The organism is Kitasatospora sp. NPDC029312 (assembly GCF_055569215.1).
Window position 1 is genome coordinate 1 of record NZ_JBVHXY010000079.1, and the last position, 12,892, is coordinate 12,892.

Annotated in this window: 16 protein-coding genes and 1 pseudogene; 16 read left to right on the forward strand and 1 reads right to left on the reverse strand. The window is 72.6% G+C overall.

The window, feature by feature from the left end; genetic code table 11:
- Nucleotides 1–313: 313 nt before the first annotated feature.
- A complete protein-coding gene (locus ACZ4WV_RS35015; RefSeq protein WP_465753078.1) occupies nucleotides 314–484 on the reverse strand; it encodes a hypothetical protein in 171 nt (56 codons plus the stop codon).
- Between the two features lie 15 nt (nucleotides 485–499).
- Here ACZ4WV_RS35015 and ACZ4WV_RS35020 point away from each other — a divergent pair, with 15 nt between their 5' ends.
- From ACZ4WV_RS35020 to ACZ4WV_RS35095, 16 genes and pseudogenes are all read left to right on the forward strand, one after another.
- Nucleotides 500–1,060 (forward strand): hypothetical protein, encoded by a 561-nt coding sequence (locus ACZ4WV_RS35020; RefSeq protein ID WP_465753080.1) that lies wholly within the window; start codon nucleotides 500–502, stop codon nucleotides 1,058–1,060.
- Between the two features lie 100 nt (nucleotides 1,061–1,160).
- Nucleotides 1,161–2,945 carry a type IV secretory system conjugative DNA transfer family protein gene (locus ACZ4WV_RS35025; RefSeq protein WP_465753082.1) on the forward strand — a complete coding sequence of 595 codons (1,785 nt, stop codon included), beginning with the start codon at nucleotides 1,161–1,163 and terminating at the stop codon, nucleotides 2,943–2,945.
- 190 nt (nucleotides 2,946–3,135) lie between these two features.
- Nucleotides 3,136–4,011 carry an adenine nucleotide alpha hydrolase family protein gene (locus ACZ4WV_RS35030; RefSeq protein ID WP_465753105.1) on the forward strand — a complete coding sequence of 292 codons (876 nt, stop codon included), beginning with the start codon at nucleotides 3,136–3,138 and terminating at the stop codon, nucleotides 4,009–4,011.
- Nucleotides 4,012–4,517: 506 nt separating this feature from the next.
- The gene (locus tag ACZ4WV_RS35035) at nucleotides 4,518–4,736 is read left to right on the forward strand and encodes a hypothetical protein (protein WP_465753083.1); all 219 of its coding nucleotides are present in this window, start codon (nucleotides 4,518–4,520) and stop codon (nucleotides 4,734–4,736) included.
- A complete protein-coding gene (locus tag ACZ4WV_RS35040; RefSeq protein WP_465753085.1) occupies nucleotides 4,736–5,914 on the forward strand; it encodes a DnaB-like helicase N-terminal domain-containing protein in 1,179 nt (392 codons plus the stop codon). The genes ACZ4WV_RS35035 and ACZ4WV_RS35040 overlap by 1 nt, the downstream gene beginning before the upstream one ends.
- Nucleotides 5,911–6,501, forward strand: a complete 591-nt coding sequence (locus ACZ4WV_RS35045) for a hypothetical protein (RefSeq protein WP_465753087.1) — start codon at nucleotides 5,911–5,913, stop codon at nucleotides 6,499–6,501. Before ACZ4WV_RS35040 ends, ACZ4WV_RS35045 begins: the two co-directional genes overlap by 4 nt.
- Nucleotides 6,498–7,085 (forward strand): hypothetical protein, encoded by a 588-nt coding sequence (locus ACZ4WV_RS35050; RefSeq protein ID WP_465753089.1) that lies wholly within the window; start codon nucleotides 6,498–6,500, stop codon nucleotides 7,083–7,085. The genes ACZ4WV_RS35045 and ACZ4WV_RS35050 overlap by 4 nt, the downstream gene beginning before the upstream one ends.
- Nucleotides 7,082–7,258, forward strand: a pseudogene (locus ACZ4WV_RS35055) (DNA cytosine methyltransferase); the annotation flags it as partial. The gene ACZ4WV_RS35050 and the pseudogene ACZ4WV_RS35055, both read left to right, overlap by 4 nt.
- Entirely contained in the window at nucleotides 7,248–8,138 is an 891-nt protein-coding gene (locus ACZ4WV_RS35060) for a DNA cytosine methyltransferase (RefSeq protein ID WP_465753090.1), read from the forward strand. The pseudogene ACZ4WV_RS35055 and the gene ACZ4WV_RS35060, both read left to right, overlap by 11 nt.
- Nucleotides 8,139–8,148: 10 nt before the next feature.
- Nucleotides 8,149–8,286: a hypothetical protein gene (locus ACZ4WV_RS35065; protein WP_465753092.1), complete on the forward strand. Its 138-nt coding sequence runs from the start codon at nucleotides 8,149–8,151 to the stop codon at nucleotides 8,284–8,286.
- Nucleotides 8,287–8,442: 156 nt separating this feature from the next.
- Entirely contained in the window at nucleotides 8,443–9,645 is a 1,203-nt protein-coding gene (locus ACZ4WV_RS35070; RefSeq protein ID WP_465753094.1) for an MFS transporter, read from the forward strand.
- 29 nt (nucleotides 9,646–9,674) lie between these two features.
- Entirely contained in the window at nucleotides 9,675–10,388 is a 714-nt protein-coding gene (locus ACZ4WV_RS35075) for an HAD family hydrolase (protein WP_465753096.1), read from the forward strand.
- Nucleotides 10,389–10,529: 141 nt separating this feature from the next.
- Nucleotides 10,530–11,120, forward strand: coding sequence for a DUF4913 domain-containing protein (locus tag ACZ4WV_RS35080; RefSeq protein ID WP_465753098.1), 591 nt, complete (start codon nucleotides 10,530–10,532; stop codon nucleotides 11,118–11,120).
- On the forward strand, nucleotides 11,117–11,866 hold the full coding sequence (locus tag ACZ4WV_RS35085; RefSeq protein ID WP_465753100.1) for a glycosyl hydrolase: 750 nt from the start codon (nucleotides 11,117–11,119) through the stop codon (nucleotides 11,864–11,866). The genes ACZ4WV_RS35080 and ACZ4WV_RS35085 overlap by 4 nt, the downstream gene beginning before the upstream one ends.
- Nucleotides 11,863–12,351 (forward strand): hypothetical protein, encoded by a 489-nt coding sequence (locus tag ACZ4WV_RS35090; protein ID WP_465753101.1) that lies wholly within the window; start codon nucleotides 11,863–11,865, stop codon nucleotides 12,349–12,351. The genes ACZ4WV_RS35085 and ACZ4WV_RS35090 overlap by 4 nt, the downstream gene beginning before the upstream one ends.
- Nucleotides 12,351–12,836 (forward strand): hypothetical protein, encoded by a 486-nt coding sequence (locus ACZ4WV_RS35095; protein ID WP_465753103.1) that lies wholly within the window; start codon nucleotides 12,351–12,353, stop codon nucleotides 12,834–12,836. The genes ACZ4WV_RS35090 and ACZ4WV_RS35095 overlap by 1 nt, the downstream gene beginning before the upstream one ends.
- Nucleotides 12,837–12,892 lie beyond the last annotated feature (56 nt).

Below are 12,892 nucleotides of genomic sequence, written 5' to 3' on the forward strand. Positions count from 1 at the left end.
ACTGGAACAGCTCCCACAACTCGTCCGGCACCAGCCGCTCCACGATCATCACCCGCGAAGCCTACCCAGCGATCCAAATGAGATGTCTTCTAAGTGACGCCCAGTGGGCCGACGTCGCCCGGCGCCTGGTCGCCGCCACCGGGCTCGCCCCCGCCGGCGACCCGCACGGCTGCCGGTGGGCCGCGATCCGCAATGGCGACCGGTCGGTGCACGTCGTCGCCACCGTCGTGCGCGAGGACGGATACATCCACAGCACCTACCGGGACCCCTTCCACGTGCAGGCCGAGTGCGCCCGCATCGCCGCCGAACTCGGTCACCTCACCCGCACCGTCCCCACCGTCAAGGACCACCGGATGCCCGTCATCACCATCAGCGCCGAGCCCAGCGGCAGCGTTGTCGCCACGGGCACCAGCGACGACCTGTCGGCCACCCTGTCCGCCACGCCGGGTTCCAGCAGATCGACGACTGGCACGGCCGCCGCCATCGGCTGCCCACTACCGTGCCCCGCCCCGACGCGGCCGCCAGCGCCACCCACGCCGCCGAGATGCTGCGCGCCGCCCGCTACAACGTCGACCTCGACCCCCGGCTGGACACCGAGCCGCTCAGCACCGCGGGCCAGCGGATCCTCCATCTCACCGATGCGCTACGGTCCAGCGCCAGCTTCGCCGAACTCGCCGGGGTGCTCGACGAGCTGCTCAGCCCGGACGACGGGATGCTCGTCCGCCTCCAGGAGGCCCTGGAGAGCGCCTCCGAGCAGATCACCGATCTCGACCCCGACCAGTTCGAGCTCTCCGACCGGTTCGGCTCCGCGTCCGACCAACTCGTTGCCGTCCACGCCGAACTGGACGTGGCCCTCGACGAGGTTCGGAGCGCCGCCTCCGGCGCGGCAGACACCGCGGAGGTCCGAACTGCCACCGCCGACGACCTGCGCACCCGTGCCGCCGTCGCCCGCAGCACCACCGCCTCCGCCGTCACCGCCCCGGGCGTGCCCGCCGCCGACTCCACCCGGCTGCCGCCCGTGCCGGCCGCTGCGGCCAGGCCCGCCGGCCGCGCCCGCTGAAACGTTCCGCCAACCCCACCTCCCGTGGAGAGCACCGTGATCCGTTCGAGAGCCGAGCGCGCCCCGCCGACCGCCCGCTCGCACCCTCCTGGACTCCCTCTTGCCCGCCCCGCGCACCGGCGCGCCGTCGACCACCACCGGCACGGACGCGCTCCTCTACCTGCTGTTCGCCGTCGTCGGCGCCGCCCTCGCCTTCGGCTCCCTCGCCTGGCTGACCGGCAACCTCACCAATTACTTTGCGGGGTCCGGCCCGTGGGCGCCATTCCATGTCACCGAAGCCCTCCTTCACCCCGACCGGCTGTGGCCCCGCCTTGGCCCGGCCGCCGTCCTGATCGGTGCCCGCGTCATCCCCGGCGCGCTCGCCGTCGCCCTCACCGTCACCGGGCTCGTCCTGTGGCTGCGCCAGCGCGCCGGGACGAAGAGCGGCATGGCCCGGCGGGCGGACATCGCTCCGCTGCTGGACAAGGAGATCACCGCCAAGGCCCGCAGCCTGCGCCCGAGCCTCAGGGACGAGAAGGACATAGCCTCGGCCGACCGCGGCATCCCCATAGGCACGCTTTCCCCTGGCAAGGCCGACGTCCGGGCCTCGTGGGAGGACGTGATGGTCGCCATCATGGCGCCCCGCTCCGGCAAGACGAGCGGCATCGCGATCCCCGCGATCCTCTCCGCCCCTGGGCCTGTCCTGCTGACGTCAAACAAGGCCGCCAACGACGCTTACACGGCGTGCGTCGACGCCCGTGCGAAGGTCGGCAAGGTCTGGACGCTGGACCCGCAGCAGATCGCGCACCACCCCCGCGAGATGTGGTGGGACATCCTTGCGGACGCCCGCGACCTTGCTGGTGCCAAGCGCCTTGCCGGGCACTTCGTGACCGCGAGCGTGGATGAGTCCAGCGGCTCCGACTTCTGGAGCACCGCCGCCGCCAACACCCTGGGCGCGCTCTTCCTGGCCGCCGCGAGCCACCGCCGCCCGATCACCGACGTGCTGGCCTGGCTCGCTTCCCCCTCCGACCGCACCCCCGTCGACCTGCTCGGCGACTCCGGCCACCACGCCGTCGCCGCCCAGCTCCAAGGCACCGTCACCGGCGCCACGGAAACGCGCGATGGCATCTACGAGACGGCGAGGCAGTACGCGAGCTGCCTTCTGGACCCCGAGATCGCCGCCTGGGTCACCCCCGCACCCGGCCTGCCCGAGTTCAAGCCGTTCGACTTCGCCTCCTCCCGCGACACCCTGTTCCTGCTCAGCAAGGACGGCGGCGGCTCCGCCTCGGCGATCATCGCCGCTGCGGCCGACGCGGTGATGCGCGCGGCCGTCATCGTCGCCGAGCGCAACGGCGGACGGCTCGACCCGCCCGCCCTGTGCGTCCTTGACGAGGCCGCGAACGTGTGCAAGATCAGCGACTTGCCGGACCTCTACTCCCACCTCGGCAGCCGGGGCGTCATTCCGATCACCATCCTGCAGTCCTACCGTCAGGGCCAGCGCTGTTGGGGCGAGGCCGGCATGGACGCCCTCTGGTCGGCGGCCACCGTCAAGGTCATCGGCAGCGGTATCGATGATGCCGACTTCGCGGACAAGCTGTCGAGGCAGATCGGCGAGCACGACGTGCAGACCGTCTCAGTGTCCGACTCCGGAAGCGGCAAGTCGACGTCGGTGTCGATGCGCACCGAGCGCATCCTGCCGCCCGACGAGATCCGCGCCCTTCCCAAGGGCAAGATCCTGCTCTTCGCGACCGGCATGCGGGTGGCGATGCTCGACCTCAAGCCCTGGTACAAGGAGCGCTCCGCCAAGGAGATCGGCCCAGCGTCCGCCCGTGCCACCCAGGCCATCACCGAACGAGCCATCGCCAAGAGCACCGCTGGCCGCGACGACTTCACCCTCTCGGCCTGACCCACCCGACCGGCGGCGCCGGGCGGGAACCCGCCTCTTCTTCGGCCAGCGCCGCCCCCGGTTACTTTCCCCTCCCCCTTCGACCGGGGGTGCCACGTCCACTCACCCACGCCAAGGACCCTCCATGACCACAACGACCGCTCCCACATTGCGAGTTCTCTCCCTCGGCGCCGGAGTGCAAAGCAGCGCGCTGCTACTCCTGGCCGCCGAGGGCCACCTGCCCCGCCTCGACTACGCGATCTTCGCCGACACGGGCTGGGAGCCGCGTGCCGTCTACGAGCACCTAGACCGGATCGAGCGGGAAGTCGCCGAGCCCGCCGGTATCCCGATCCTGCGAGTGTCCTCCGGCAACCTCAGGGCGGATGCCCTCGACCCGACGAAACGCTTCGCGTCGATGCCACTGCACATCCTCAACGCGCAAGGCACCGAGGGGCTTTCGCGTCGCCAGTGCACGGGCCAGTACAAGATCCGGCCCATCAAGGAGAAGGTCCGCGCCCTGCTCGGCCACCCGCACCCCCAGCGGGTGCCGTCCGGAGTGTTCGTGGAGCAGTGGATCGGCATCAGCACCGACGAATTCCACCGGGCGAAGGACGCCGACGTCGCCTACATGAGGAATCGTTTCCCCTTGATCGAGGAGGGGTTCTCCCGCGCGGACTGCCTGCGGCTGCTGCGCTCGCGGGGCTTCGAGTCCACCCCGAAATCGTCCTGTCTCGGGTGTCCGTATCACGGCAACACGCAGTGGCGGGCCCTTCGCGACGGCTCGCCCGAGGAGTGGCAGGACGTCGTCGAGTTCGACCGCGCTATCCGCAACGGCAACGCGCGGGCGACCGCCGAGGGCACCCCATTGCTGGGGCAGGCGTATCTGCACCGCAGCCGCCGTCCCCTGGACGAGGCGCCGATCGACCGGATCACTGCGCACGAGTGGGCGGGTCGGCAGATGGATGTCTTCGACGCCCTCGCCGACGCTGAACTGGAGGCTGGTGACGCGGACGGCTGCTCGCCCTGGGCCTGCCGCGCCGGCCAGCCGGTCAGCGTCGGCCGCGACTCCTTCGGGCTGACGGCATGACCCGCCGGAGCACCACCGGCAACCGATTGAGGCCCAAGCTCCAAACCGAAGTGCCCGATCCACCGTTCGTCGGGCCCGGCTGGCGACAGTCGCGCAGTGGCACCTGGGTCTATCAGGACACCCCAGGTACTGCTCATGTCCAGGCGGTTCTGCTGAATGACGGGGACTGGTCCCTGAACCTGTGGTCGGCGCACTCCCGGCTGCTCGCCTGCGGCTCAGCTCCAGCCACCGAGGTCGCCGCCCTCGCCCCGGCGCTCACCGCCCAGGCCGCCCGGTGGGCGCCGTCGTCCGGCCTTGACGCCTCCCGGCGCCGCTTCACCGACACCGCTCACGCCATACGCGAGGCACCGGAACAGGCCCGGGTGCGGGCCGCCACCGCCTCCTCACCCTCCCGTGCCCCGAGCCCGAGCGCACCGCCGCGACTCCCGGCCGGTGCCGTTGCGGCGGCTGGGCTGACTGCCACCCGCCGCAGCCGCTGAACCGCTCGATCGCCCTTGGAGGTCTTCATGTCCATCACCAACTCGCCTGCCGACCACCGTCGTTCGGCTCCGCTGGCCGGGGCACCGGTCGTCCGCCGGGCCGGACGGTGGTGGCTGATCACCGGCGACGGTTCGGTCCTCGCCACCGACCCGACCTTCACCGGGGAGTTGGACCGCTTCACCGCCGCGAAGGCCGCCGCCGACCAGGCGGTCGCCGGGCTCCGCTCCCAGCAGCGGGAGCGGTGATGGACCCGCTGCTGCGCGGCGAGCAGGCCGTGCTCGGAGCCGTCCTGCTCGACCCGCGCCAGCTCGCCGCCCTCGACTGGCTGGAGGCCCGTGACTTCTACCGACCCGCCCACCAGGCGATGTTCACGGCGCTGCAGGAGCTGCGCGCCGAGGGCCACCCGGCGCTCAGTGCCGAGGGCCAGGTGCCGCTGGCGTGGGTGACCGACGCGCTCGCCCAGGCCGGGAAGCACGTGTGTGGCCTCACCGCTTCCTACCCGCACACCCTGATCGCCGCATGCCCCCGGCCAGCCCACGCTCCGGTCTACGGGCGCATGGTGCTGGAGGCCTCAATCCACCGCACCGTCGCCGAGCACGCCGCCCGCCTGCTCGCCGTCGCCCAGGAGGACGCCGTTCAGGACGAGGTTCGAGGAGCCGTCGCCCAGGCCGACGTGCTCGCGGGCGTCCTGGAGAAGCTGGCAGGACGGTGGAGTACCCAGCTCCGCCCGGTCGCGCCCGCGACACCAACTGCTACCGCGCCGGTCGTCGATTCGGCCGCGCTGGACCGGCTGGAGGACGAGCAGTTCCTGCTGGCGCTGCTGGTTCACCAGGACGGCGCGATCGAGGAGGTCTTCGACTGGCTGCGGCCCCAGGACTTCGCCGATCCCGGCCACGGCCAGCTCTACCGGTGCGTGGGCGCGCTTCATCACCGGGGCGAGGTGATCGACCCGGTCACCGTCGCGTGGAAGGTGCAGCGGCGCGGTCTGTTCGCGGACGGCACCCTCACCGAGGACCGGCTCGCTCCGATCCTCAGCAACGGGGCAGCAGGCTCGGCCGAGTGGCTCGGTGAGCGGCTCCTGCGCTCCTCCGTCACCCGGACCGCTGCCGGCGCCGCACAGCGGATCGCTGCCCACGCCGACGACCTGCGCCTGGCACCGGGGCAGTTGATCGGCCACGCGCTGCACGCACTCGGCTCGCTCGACGACGTACGCGCCCGCTGGCTCACCGCCACGTCCCCTCCCGAGCCGCCCCGGCCCGCCACCGACCAAGCGGCCCGAGTCCACGCGGCGCTCGCCCGCAGCCCCACCTTCTCTCGCGATCGCAAGACCGCGGCACCCGACCGTGCGCCCGCCACCGGCCCGGTGCCGAGTCGAGGCAGCCACCACCCCACCCCCCACCAGCCCTCCCGGAGCCCCTCGTGAACACCCCCGACAGCGAGTCCTTCACCCTGCACGCGCACGCAAGCGCGCTGGAGCGGCAGAGGGACCTGGTGCCACCCGCCGGCTTCCCCGTCCAAGCACCGGCCCCCGACGCGCTGAGCCGCCAGATCTCCCAACTCGGCTCCCTCATCCAAGCCATGGGCGAGGAGTTCACCACCCGCATCACCGACCTGCCCGCCCCCGACCATGCGCTCCGTGCCGCCGGGGCATACGCCGAAGCGATCGGGCATCTCGGTCGGGCCGCCGCCGACCTCGGGGAGGCCGCCGAGCAACTCACCTACCTGCGACGCACGGCCGACAAGCGCCGCGATCCGAAGGCCCAGGAACTGCGCCGGAACGTCAGGCACGTCATCGGCTTCGCCTCGGAGGTCGCACGCGGCGAGCTCCAGCAGGCCGCTCGAACCCTGCGACAGACAGCATCAGTCATCGTGCCGGACGACAACCGGGTGCTGGCCGCCCGCAGCCGCTCAGCCACCGCCGTGGCAGCAGGGCCCGCGCCGAACCCAGTGCTGCCCCCTACGGCACCGGCCCTCACCACCACCCGCCTCTCCTCCAGGAGCCACCCGTGAACGCACCCTTCGACGAGGCGCTCGCCCTGCGGACCCGGGCGAGCGCCCTGCGGCAGCAGGAAGCGCTGCTTCCCGCCACCGGTCCGGCCGAGATCCCGAACGCCGTGAAGGTCGGCCGACAGATAGCCGAACTCGGCATCCTCATCCGGGAACTGGGAGACGAGTTCTCTGCCCGCGCCGCCGAGCAGCCCGCGCCCGGCCACGCGATCCGCGCCGCCATGGCGTACGCCGAAGCCGTCAGCAACCTCGGCGAAGCCTCCGGCGCACTCGGGCAGGTCGCCCAGCAACTCGGTTTCCTCGGCACAACCGCCGACGTTCGTCAGCTCCCCTGGGCCCGGGAGGCCCGCAAAGACGCGGTCCGGGTGATCGAGTACGCCGTGGAAACCGCCCGGGACGAACTCCGCCACGGAGCCCAGACGCTGGACCAGGCCGCCCGGCACCTCTCAACGCCGTCCGACGACCTTCGCCGCCAAGCCGCGCTGAGCCGCTCCACCACCGCAGTTCCGCCTTCTCCAGTGAACCCGATCGGCCCTGCACCGGCACCGGAGGCGCCTGCCGCTCACTCCGTACGGAGCCAGCGATGACGCCCGTGCCCCCGGCCGCCGGCCCCGGGCCGCTGATCGGCAGCCTGTGCAGCGGGTACGGCGGCCTCGACCTAGGGGTCCTGGCCGCGCTCGACGGACGGGTCGGCTGGCAGGCCGAGGTAGACCCGGGCGCCTCCAGGATCTTGGCCCGGCACTGGCCGGGTGTGCCGAACCTGGGCGACGTCACCACGGTCGACTGGACCGACGTTGAGCGGGTGTGCGTCCTCACGGCGGGGTTCCCCTGTCAAAGACGTCTCGGTCGCCGGCCGTCGCGCCGAACTCAGCCCCGAAACCCGATCCGGTCTCTGGCTGCACGTGGCCCGCGCGGTCGAGGCCCTGCGCCCGCATCTCCTGGTGGTCGAGAATGTCCGAGGTCTCCTCACCTCCCCCGCCGTCGCCGCCTCCGCTGGCGACGTGGAACCCTGCCCGTGGTGTCTGGGAGACGACTCAGCCCCTGATCTGCGGGCACTTGGCGCCGTACTCGGCACCCTGGCCGAGCTCCGGTACGACGCGAAGTGGCTCGTGCTGCGCGCCTCCGACGTCGGTGCACCCCACCACCGGGCCAGGGTCTTCCTCACCGCCTGGCCCGCCGACCACGGCACTGCTGAAGACCCCGACGAGCAACATCGCGACGAACGGCGGCAGTCAGCATCCGGAGAAGAGGAAGAGCGGCGGCCATGGTCCGAATCTGGCGGACGAGGTGGAGTGGCTGCTGCCCACGCCGAAGGCCTCGGAAGGGATCAAGGGCTCGCCGAACCAGCGGCACGGCGGCAGGGACCTGACCCTGCCCTCGGCAGCGGCCTCGCTCCGGCCTTCCTCACCGCGACACCTGGCCTCGCGCTCCCGCAGGCGACCGGCCCCGCCCGTGCCGGAGCCGGTGGCACTGCCGCTGTGGACGGAAGCCGCGCCGCTGGACGGCTCGACGCCGGACGGTGGGGACCGTATGCCGGCGCTTGGCGTCCGATGGGAGACGCTCACCCGCCCGGCGCCGCCGCCCACCGACGAAGGCGGGCGGCTTCGCGCGGAGTTCGTCGAGTGGATGCAAGGGCTTGATCCTGGCTGGGTGACCGCCACCCCGGGGCTCGGCCGCCCGGCCCAGCTCACCGCCCTGGGCAACGGTGTTGTTCCGCAGCAGGCTGCCAGGGCGCTGGAGTTGTTGGCTCCACCGTTCCCACTCTGCCCGCGCTGCCGTACCGGCTGAGGGGCTTTACCTCCTTTTCACGGCCGTACCAAATCCCGGAATCCGCGGACTCTGCTCTCCGCAGCCGCACCGAATCGAGGGGGCTGTCATGCCTGCGCATGCCCCGGTCCGGCGCGCCCGCGCGCCGCCGGCCGTACGACCGAAGGACCTTCTCCCTTGAGCACCACCACCGCCTGCGGCCCAGCCCAGGACAGCGGATACCGCGCTGTCCTGGGTTCGCCGCACGTCACCCGCCTGTTGGGCGGCACCCTGATCGGCCGCCTGCCCACCGGCATGGCGCCGATCGCGATCCTGCTGCTGGTGCGCGCCGAGCACGGCTCACTCGCCCTAGCCGGAGCCCTCGGCGCCCTGTACGGGCTCGCGTCCGCGCTCGGGCAGCCGCTGCTCGGGCGCCTGGTCGACCGCCACGGCCAGACCCGGATCCTCGTCGCCGCCACGGCCACGGCGAGCACGGCGTTCCTGCTGCTGCCGTGCACCGGTCCGGTGCGCCATCCGGTGTTCGCCGCGCTCACCGTGCTGGTGTCGGGGCTGGCGACGCCGCCGCTGGAGGCCGGCCTTCGGGCGCTCTGGCCGGTGCTGGTGCCCGACGCCGAACGCCAGCGCACCGCGCTGTCGCTGGACAGCAGCACCCAGGGCCTGGTGTTCGTCGCAGGACCCCTGCTGGCCACCGGCTTCGCGGCCGGTGCCGGAGCGATGACCGCGCTGGTGGCGACCGCGGCGCTCGGCCTGCTCGGTACCGGCCTTGTCGTCTCCGCCCGGCCCTCCCGCGCCTGGACGCCGACGGAGTTCACCGAGGCGGTGCGCTGGACGGGTCCGCTGCGGGTGGCGGGGCTTCGGGTGCTGTTCGCCGCGCTGATCGGCACCGGCGTCGCGCTCGGCGCGGTCAACATCCTGGCGCTGTCCGCCGCCGAGCGCCACCATGCCGGGTGGCTGGCCGGGGTGATGCCGGCCGCGCTGTCCATCGGCAGCATGCTCGGCGGTCTGGCCTACGGTCGACACGCCTGGCCCGGCGCCCCGGCCAAGCACCTGTTCGCCGCGTCGATCGGCTTCGCGGCCGGATGGCTGCCGCTGCTGCCTGACCCGGCGCCCGCCGTCGCCGTCCTCGGCGCTGTCCTGCCCGGCACCTTCCTCGCGCCGCTGTTGACCGCGGCCTTCCTGACCGTTGACCGCCTCGCCCCCGAGGGTGAATCGACCGAGGCGTTCGCCTGGCTGATCGCCTGCATCGGTGTCGGTCAGGCCGCCGGCACCGCCCTCGCCTCCCTCACCACCACCCCGCTGCTCGTCGCCGCCGTCCCGCTCGCCGGGGCCGCCTTCGCGCTGTGGCTGCTGCGCCGCTTCAACGACCACCTCTCTGTCTGACCGCCACGCTCATCCCGAAGGACACCGCTGTGAACACCGCCTTCCTCACCGCCGCAACGCCCGCCACCCGCATGCACGTGGTCTGGGACTGGAATGGAACGATCAAGGATGACCTCGACGACCACGTCGACGCGCTGAACGCGACCCTGCCCGCCCTCGACGGCGCCCCGGTCGACCGGGAGACCTACCGGGCCAAGCACACCGTGCCGATCCCCGACTTTTATGCCCGCCTGCTCGGCCGCACGATCACCGAGCAGGAGTGGATCTCCAGCGACAACGCCTTCCTCGCCCACCTGCGCGCCCAGCCGGTGCGCGTGCGCGCGGGCGCCGCCGAGCTGATGACCGCCCTGCGCGAGGCCGGCCACACCCAGTCGCTGCTGTCGCTGTGTCCGCACGACACCCTCGTGCGCGAGGTCCAGGAGTCCGGCATGGGGCACTTCTTCACCCGGATCGAGGGCCGCACCGGGCCCGCCGGCGGCACCAAGGCCGCCCCGCTCACCGCCCACCTCGAAGCCCTCGGCCTCACCGAGCAGGCGCACCGGGTGCTGCTGGTAGGCGACGCCGTCGACGACGCGGATGCCGCCCACGCCAACGGCGCGCACGCGGTCCTGCACACCGGCGGGCTGCACCACCCCGCCAAGCTCGCCGCCGCCGGCCACCCGCTCACCGACACCCTCGCCGACGCCGTCGCCCTCGGCCTACGCCTCGTCCAAGACCACGGCACCCAACTGGCCTGCGCCTAGCACGAATCGGCGGCCCACCCAAACCGCCGATCCTGCGGATTCTGTCCCTCACGACCGCGCTTCACCCGGAGCCCCCGCCATGACCCGAAGAAGACCTCTCGGCCCCGCCCTCCCCGACCGTCCGAACCTTTTGGATGTGCCATGTCCGAATCCGCCCCGATGCCGGGCGCCTCCGAGCCCGAGCCGATCCGCATCCCCGACAAAGACCTCGACGACGTTGTCAGCGCCCTGAACCGCACCATGGTCGAGGTCCGCCAGCACGGCGTCATCCTCGACCGCCTCGGCTCCGAACCCACCGACGAACCGGGGCCCGCCTTCACCGAGCCGGGCCCCGGCAACGAGGAAACGCCCGAGGCCGCCCCGCCGCTGTTCATCCTCGCCATGGGCGGCGCACAGTACGCCGCCGAACTGGCCGAGCTCTCCTTCTGGGTCACCCACATCCTGCTGCCCGTCTACGGCCGGGAGATCGGCTCCACCCGCCCCTGGTGTGCCAAGTGGCACGAGCACCCCGAGGCCGTCTCCCGCCTCCACGCCCTGTGGCTCGCGTGGCAGCAGCTGACCGCCGCCGAGGCCGGCCAGAGCGGACCCTCGACGTGGCACCGCGACCACCTGGACCACGCACTGCTCCAGCTCCGCGCTCCGGACGGCCCGTTCGCCGCCTGCACCACCAGTCCGTCCCGGCTGGCCCACCGCGTCCTGACCACGCCCGACCAGCTGGGACTCGCCGCATGAACACCCTCGACTTCCGCCTCGACGGCCTCAAGCCCGCCGACGAGTCCCCCGGCTATGCGTACAGCCACCCCTGGGAGAAGGACTTCCAGCTCATCTCCCAGCACGACGTGGGCGAGCGCAGCTTCATCATCGCCTTCGACAAGACGGCGACCTGGGACTACCCCAACAAGGCCAACATCGTCTCCTTCGACGTCGACCGCGACCGCAGCCGAGGCAAGTTCAGCTTGCACCGGGACGGACACGCCACTTTCGCCTTCGCGCAGAACTGGCTGGTCAACCGCGGCTGCCCGCCGGACAAGCTCGCACCGGTCTTCGACGTCCCCCGCCCCGCCGACGAGCTGTCCGTCCAGGTCGAGGACCGCATCCGGCGCTCGGGCGAGAGCCTGGAGGTCGCCGACTGCCAGGTAATCGACGGGTCCGAGGTCGAGGGCTGGAGCATCGCCGTCGACAACCAGGCCAAGGAACTGCCCGTCCGCGTGTTCCTGGAGACGCTTCAGACCGACCAGTTCACCTACACCGTGCGCGAGGGGGCCTTCGCCGACCACGCCGCCGCCAACGACTGGCTGGAGCGCCGCTCGACCCCGCTGCCCGAGCCGCCCGAGTACCGCCGCCACGCCGACGCTCTGCGCACCAGCGCCGCGCTCGCCCGCAGCACCACCGCCCCGGCCGTCACCGCCGCCGGCGTCCTGGCCGCCGCGCCCGCAGCCGCCGCCGTCGCGCAGCCCGTGCGGGGGCGGTCGCTGTGAGCCGCGCCAAGTTCGCCTTCTCCGCCCACCCCGACGCCATCGCCGACCTGCGTCAGCTCCCCGACGCCGTCCGCGACCAGGCCCTGCTGCACCTGCAGGACCTCGTCCACGGCGAGCGCGTCGCCACGCGCCTGGAAGGCCGGCTGGAGGGCTGCCACAAGATCTACCTCGGCGTCAGCAACGACTGGGCCTCGCACCGCCTGGTCGTGCAGTTCCGCGACGCCCCCACCGGCTCCCAGCACCGGCGCGAGGTCCACCTCGTCGCCGCCGGCCCCCGTGCCGACTACGCGGTCTACCGCTCGGCGCAGAACCGCCTGGGCCGCACCGGCCTCAACCTCCCGCCCGGCCTCAGCCCGGCCGAGGAAGCCCGCGTCCGAGCCGCCCGCGCCCGGTCCACCCGCCCCGCGCCGACCGCTGCCAGCCCCGCCTACACCACCGCCTCCCCCGGCTTCGCAACCAGTACCGCCGCCCGAAAGGCCCGATGATGACCGCCCCCGCCTCCACGCACGCCGACCTCGCCGCGTGGCTCGCCAAGGTCGCCGAGGCCGTCTCCGGCATCGTCATCGCCCAGCACACCACCCCGCCCTCGCGCTCCCACCTCCACCCCGTCCTCGGGCCGCTCACCACCGGGCCGAAGGTGATCACCGCGCTCGCCGAACGGCTGGAAGACCTGCTGAACACGCGGCTGCCGACCACCCCCGCCGCTCTGTTCACCCTCGCTTCCTACGCCTCCGCCCTCGGCCGGCTCACCGAGTCGCTCGCCGACCTCACAAAGGCCGTCGACCACCTGATCGTCGAGGCCGGCCTGTCCGCCGACGCCACGGCCACCGCCCCCCGGCGAGGCCGCCGGCCTCGACCTGTCCGTCTACGCCCCGCAGGACCGCCAGGCCATCACCGCTCTCGCCGCCGAGACCGCCCTCCCGCCCGGCCTCTAGGTCCTTTCTTTTGGATCAGCGGGCGGACCAGATGAAGATCCCCGCGATGTGGAGGCCGGCCTGGAAGACGGTGGCGGTCTTCTCGTAGCGG

What these genes read in the sequence shown, in the direction of transcription:
- ACZ4WV_RS35015 (WP_465753078.1), bottom strand. Translation starts at nt 484, where the DNA reads ATGGCGGCGGCCGTGCCAGTCGTCGATCTGCTGGAACCCGGCGTGGCG.
- ACZ4WV_RS35035 (WP_465753083.1), top strand. Translation starts at nt 4,518, where the DNA reads ATGTCCATCACCAACTCGCCTGCCGACCACCGTCGTTCGGCTCCGCTG.
- ACZ4WV_RS35040 (WP_465753085.1), top strand. Translation starts at nt 4,736, where the DNA reads ATGGACCCGCTGCTGCGCGGCGAGCAGGCCGTGCTCGGAGCCGTCCTG.
- ACZ4WV_RS35080 (WP_465753098.1), top strand. Translation starts at nt 10,530, where the DNA reads ATGTCCGAATCCGCCCCGATGCCGGGCGCCTCCGAGCCCGAGCCGATC.
- ACZ4WV_RS35085 (WP_465753100.1), top strand. Translation starts at nt 11,117, where the DNA reads ATGAACACCCTCGACTTCCGCCTCGACGGCCTCAAGCCCGCCGACGAG.
- ACZ4WV_RS35095 (WP_465753103.1), top strand. Translation starts at nt 12,351, where the DNA reads ATGACCGCCCCCGCCTCCACGCACGCCGACCTCGCCGCGTGGCTCGCC.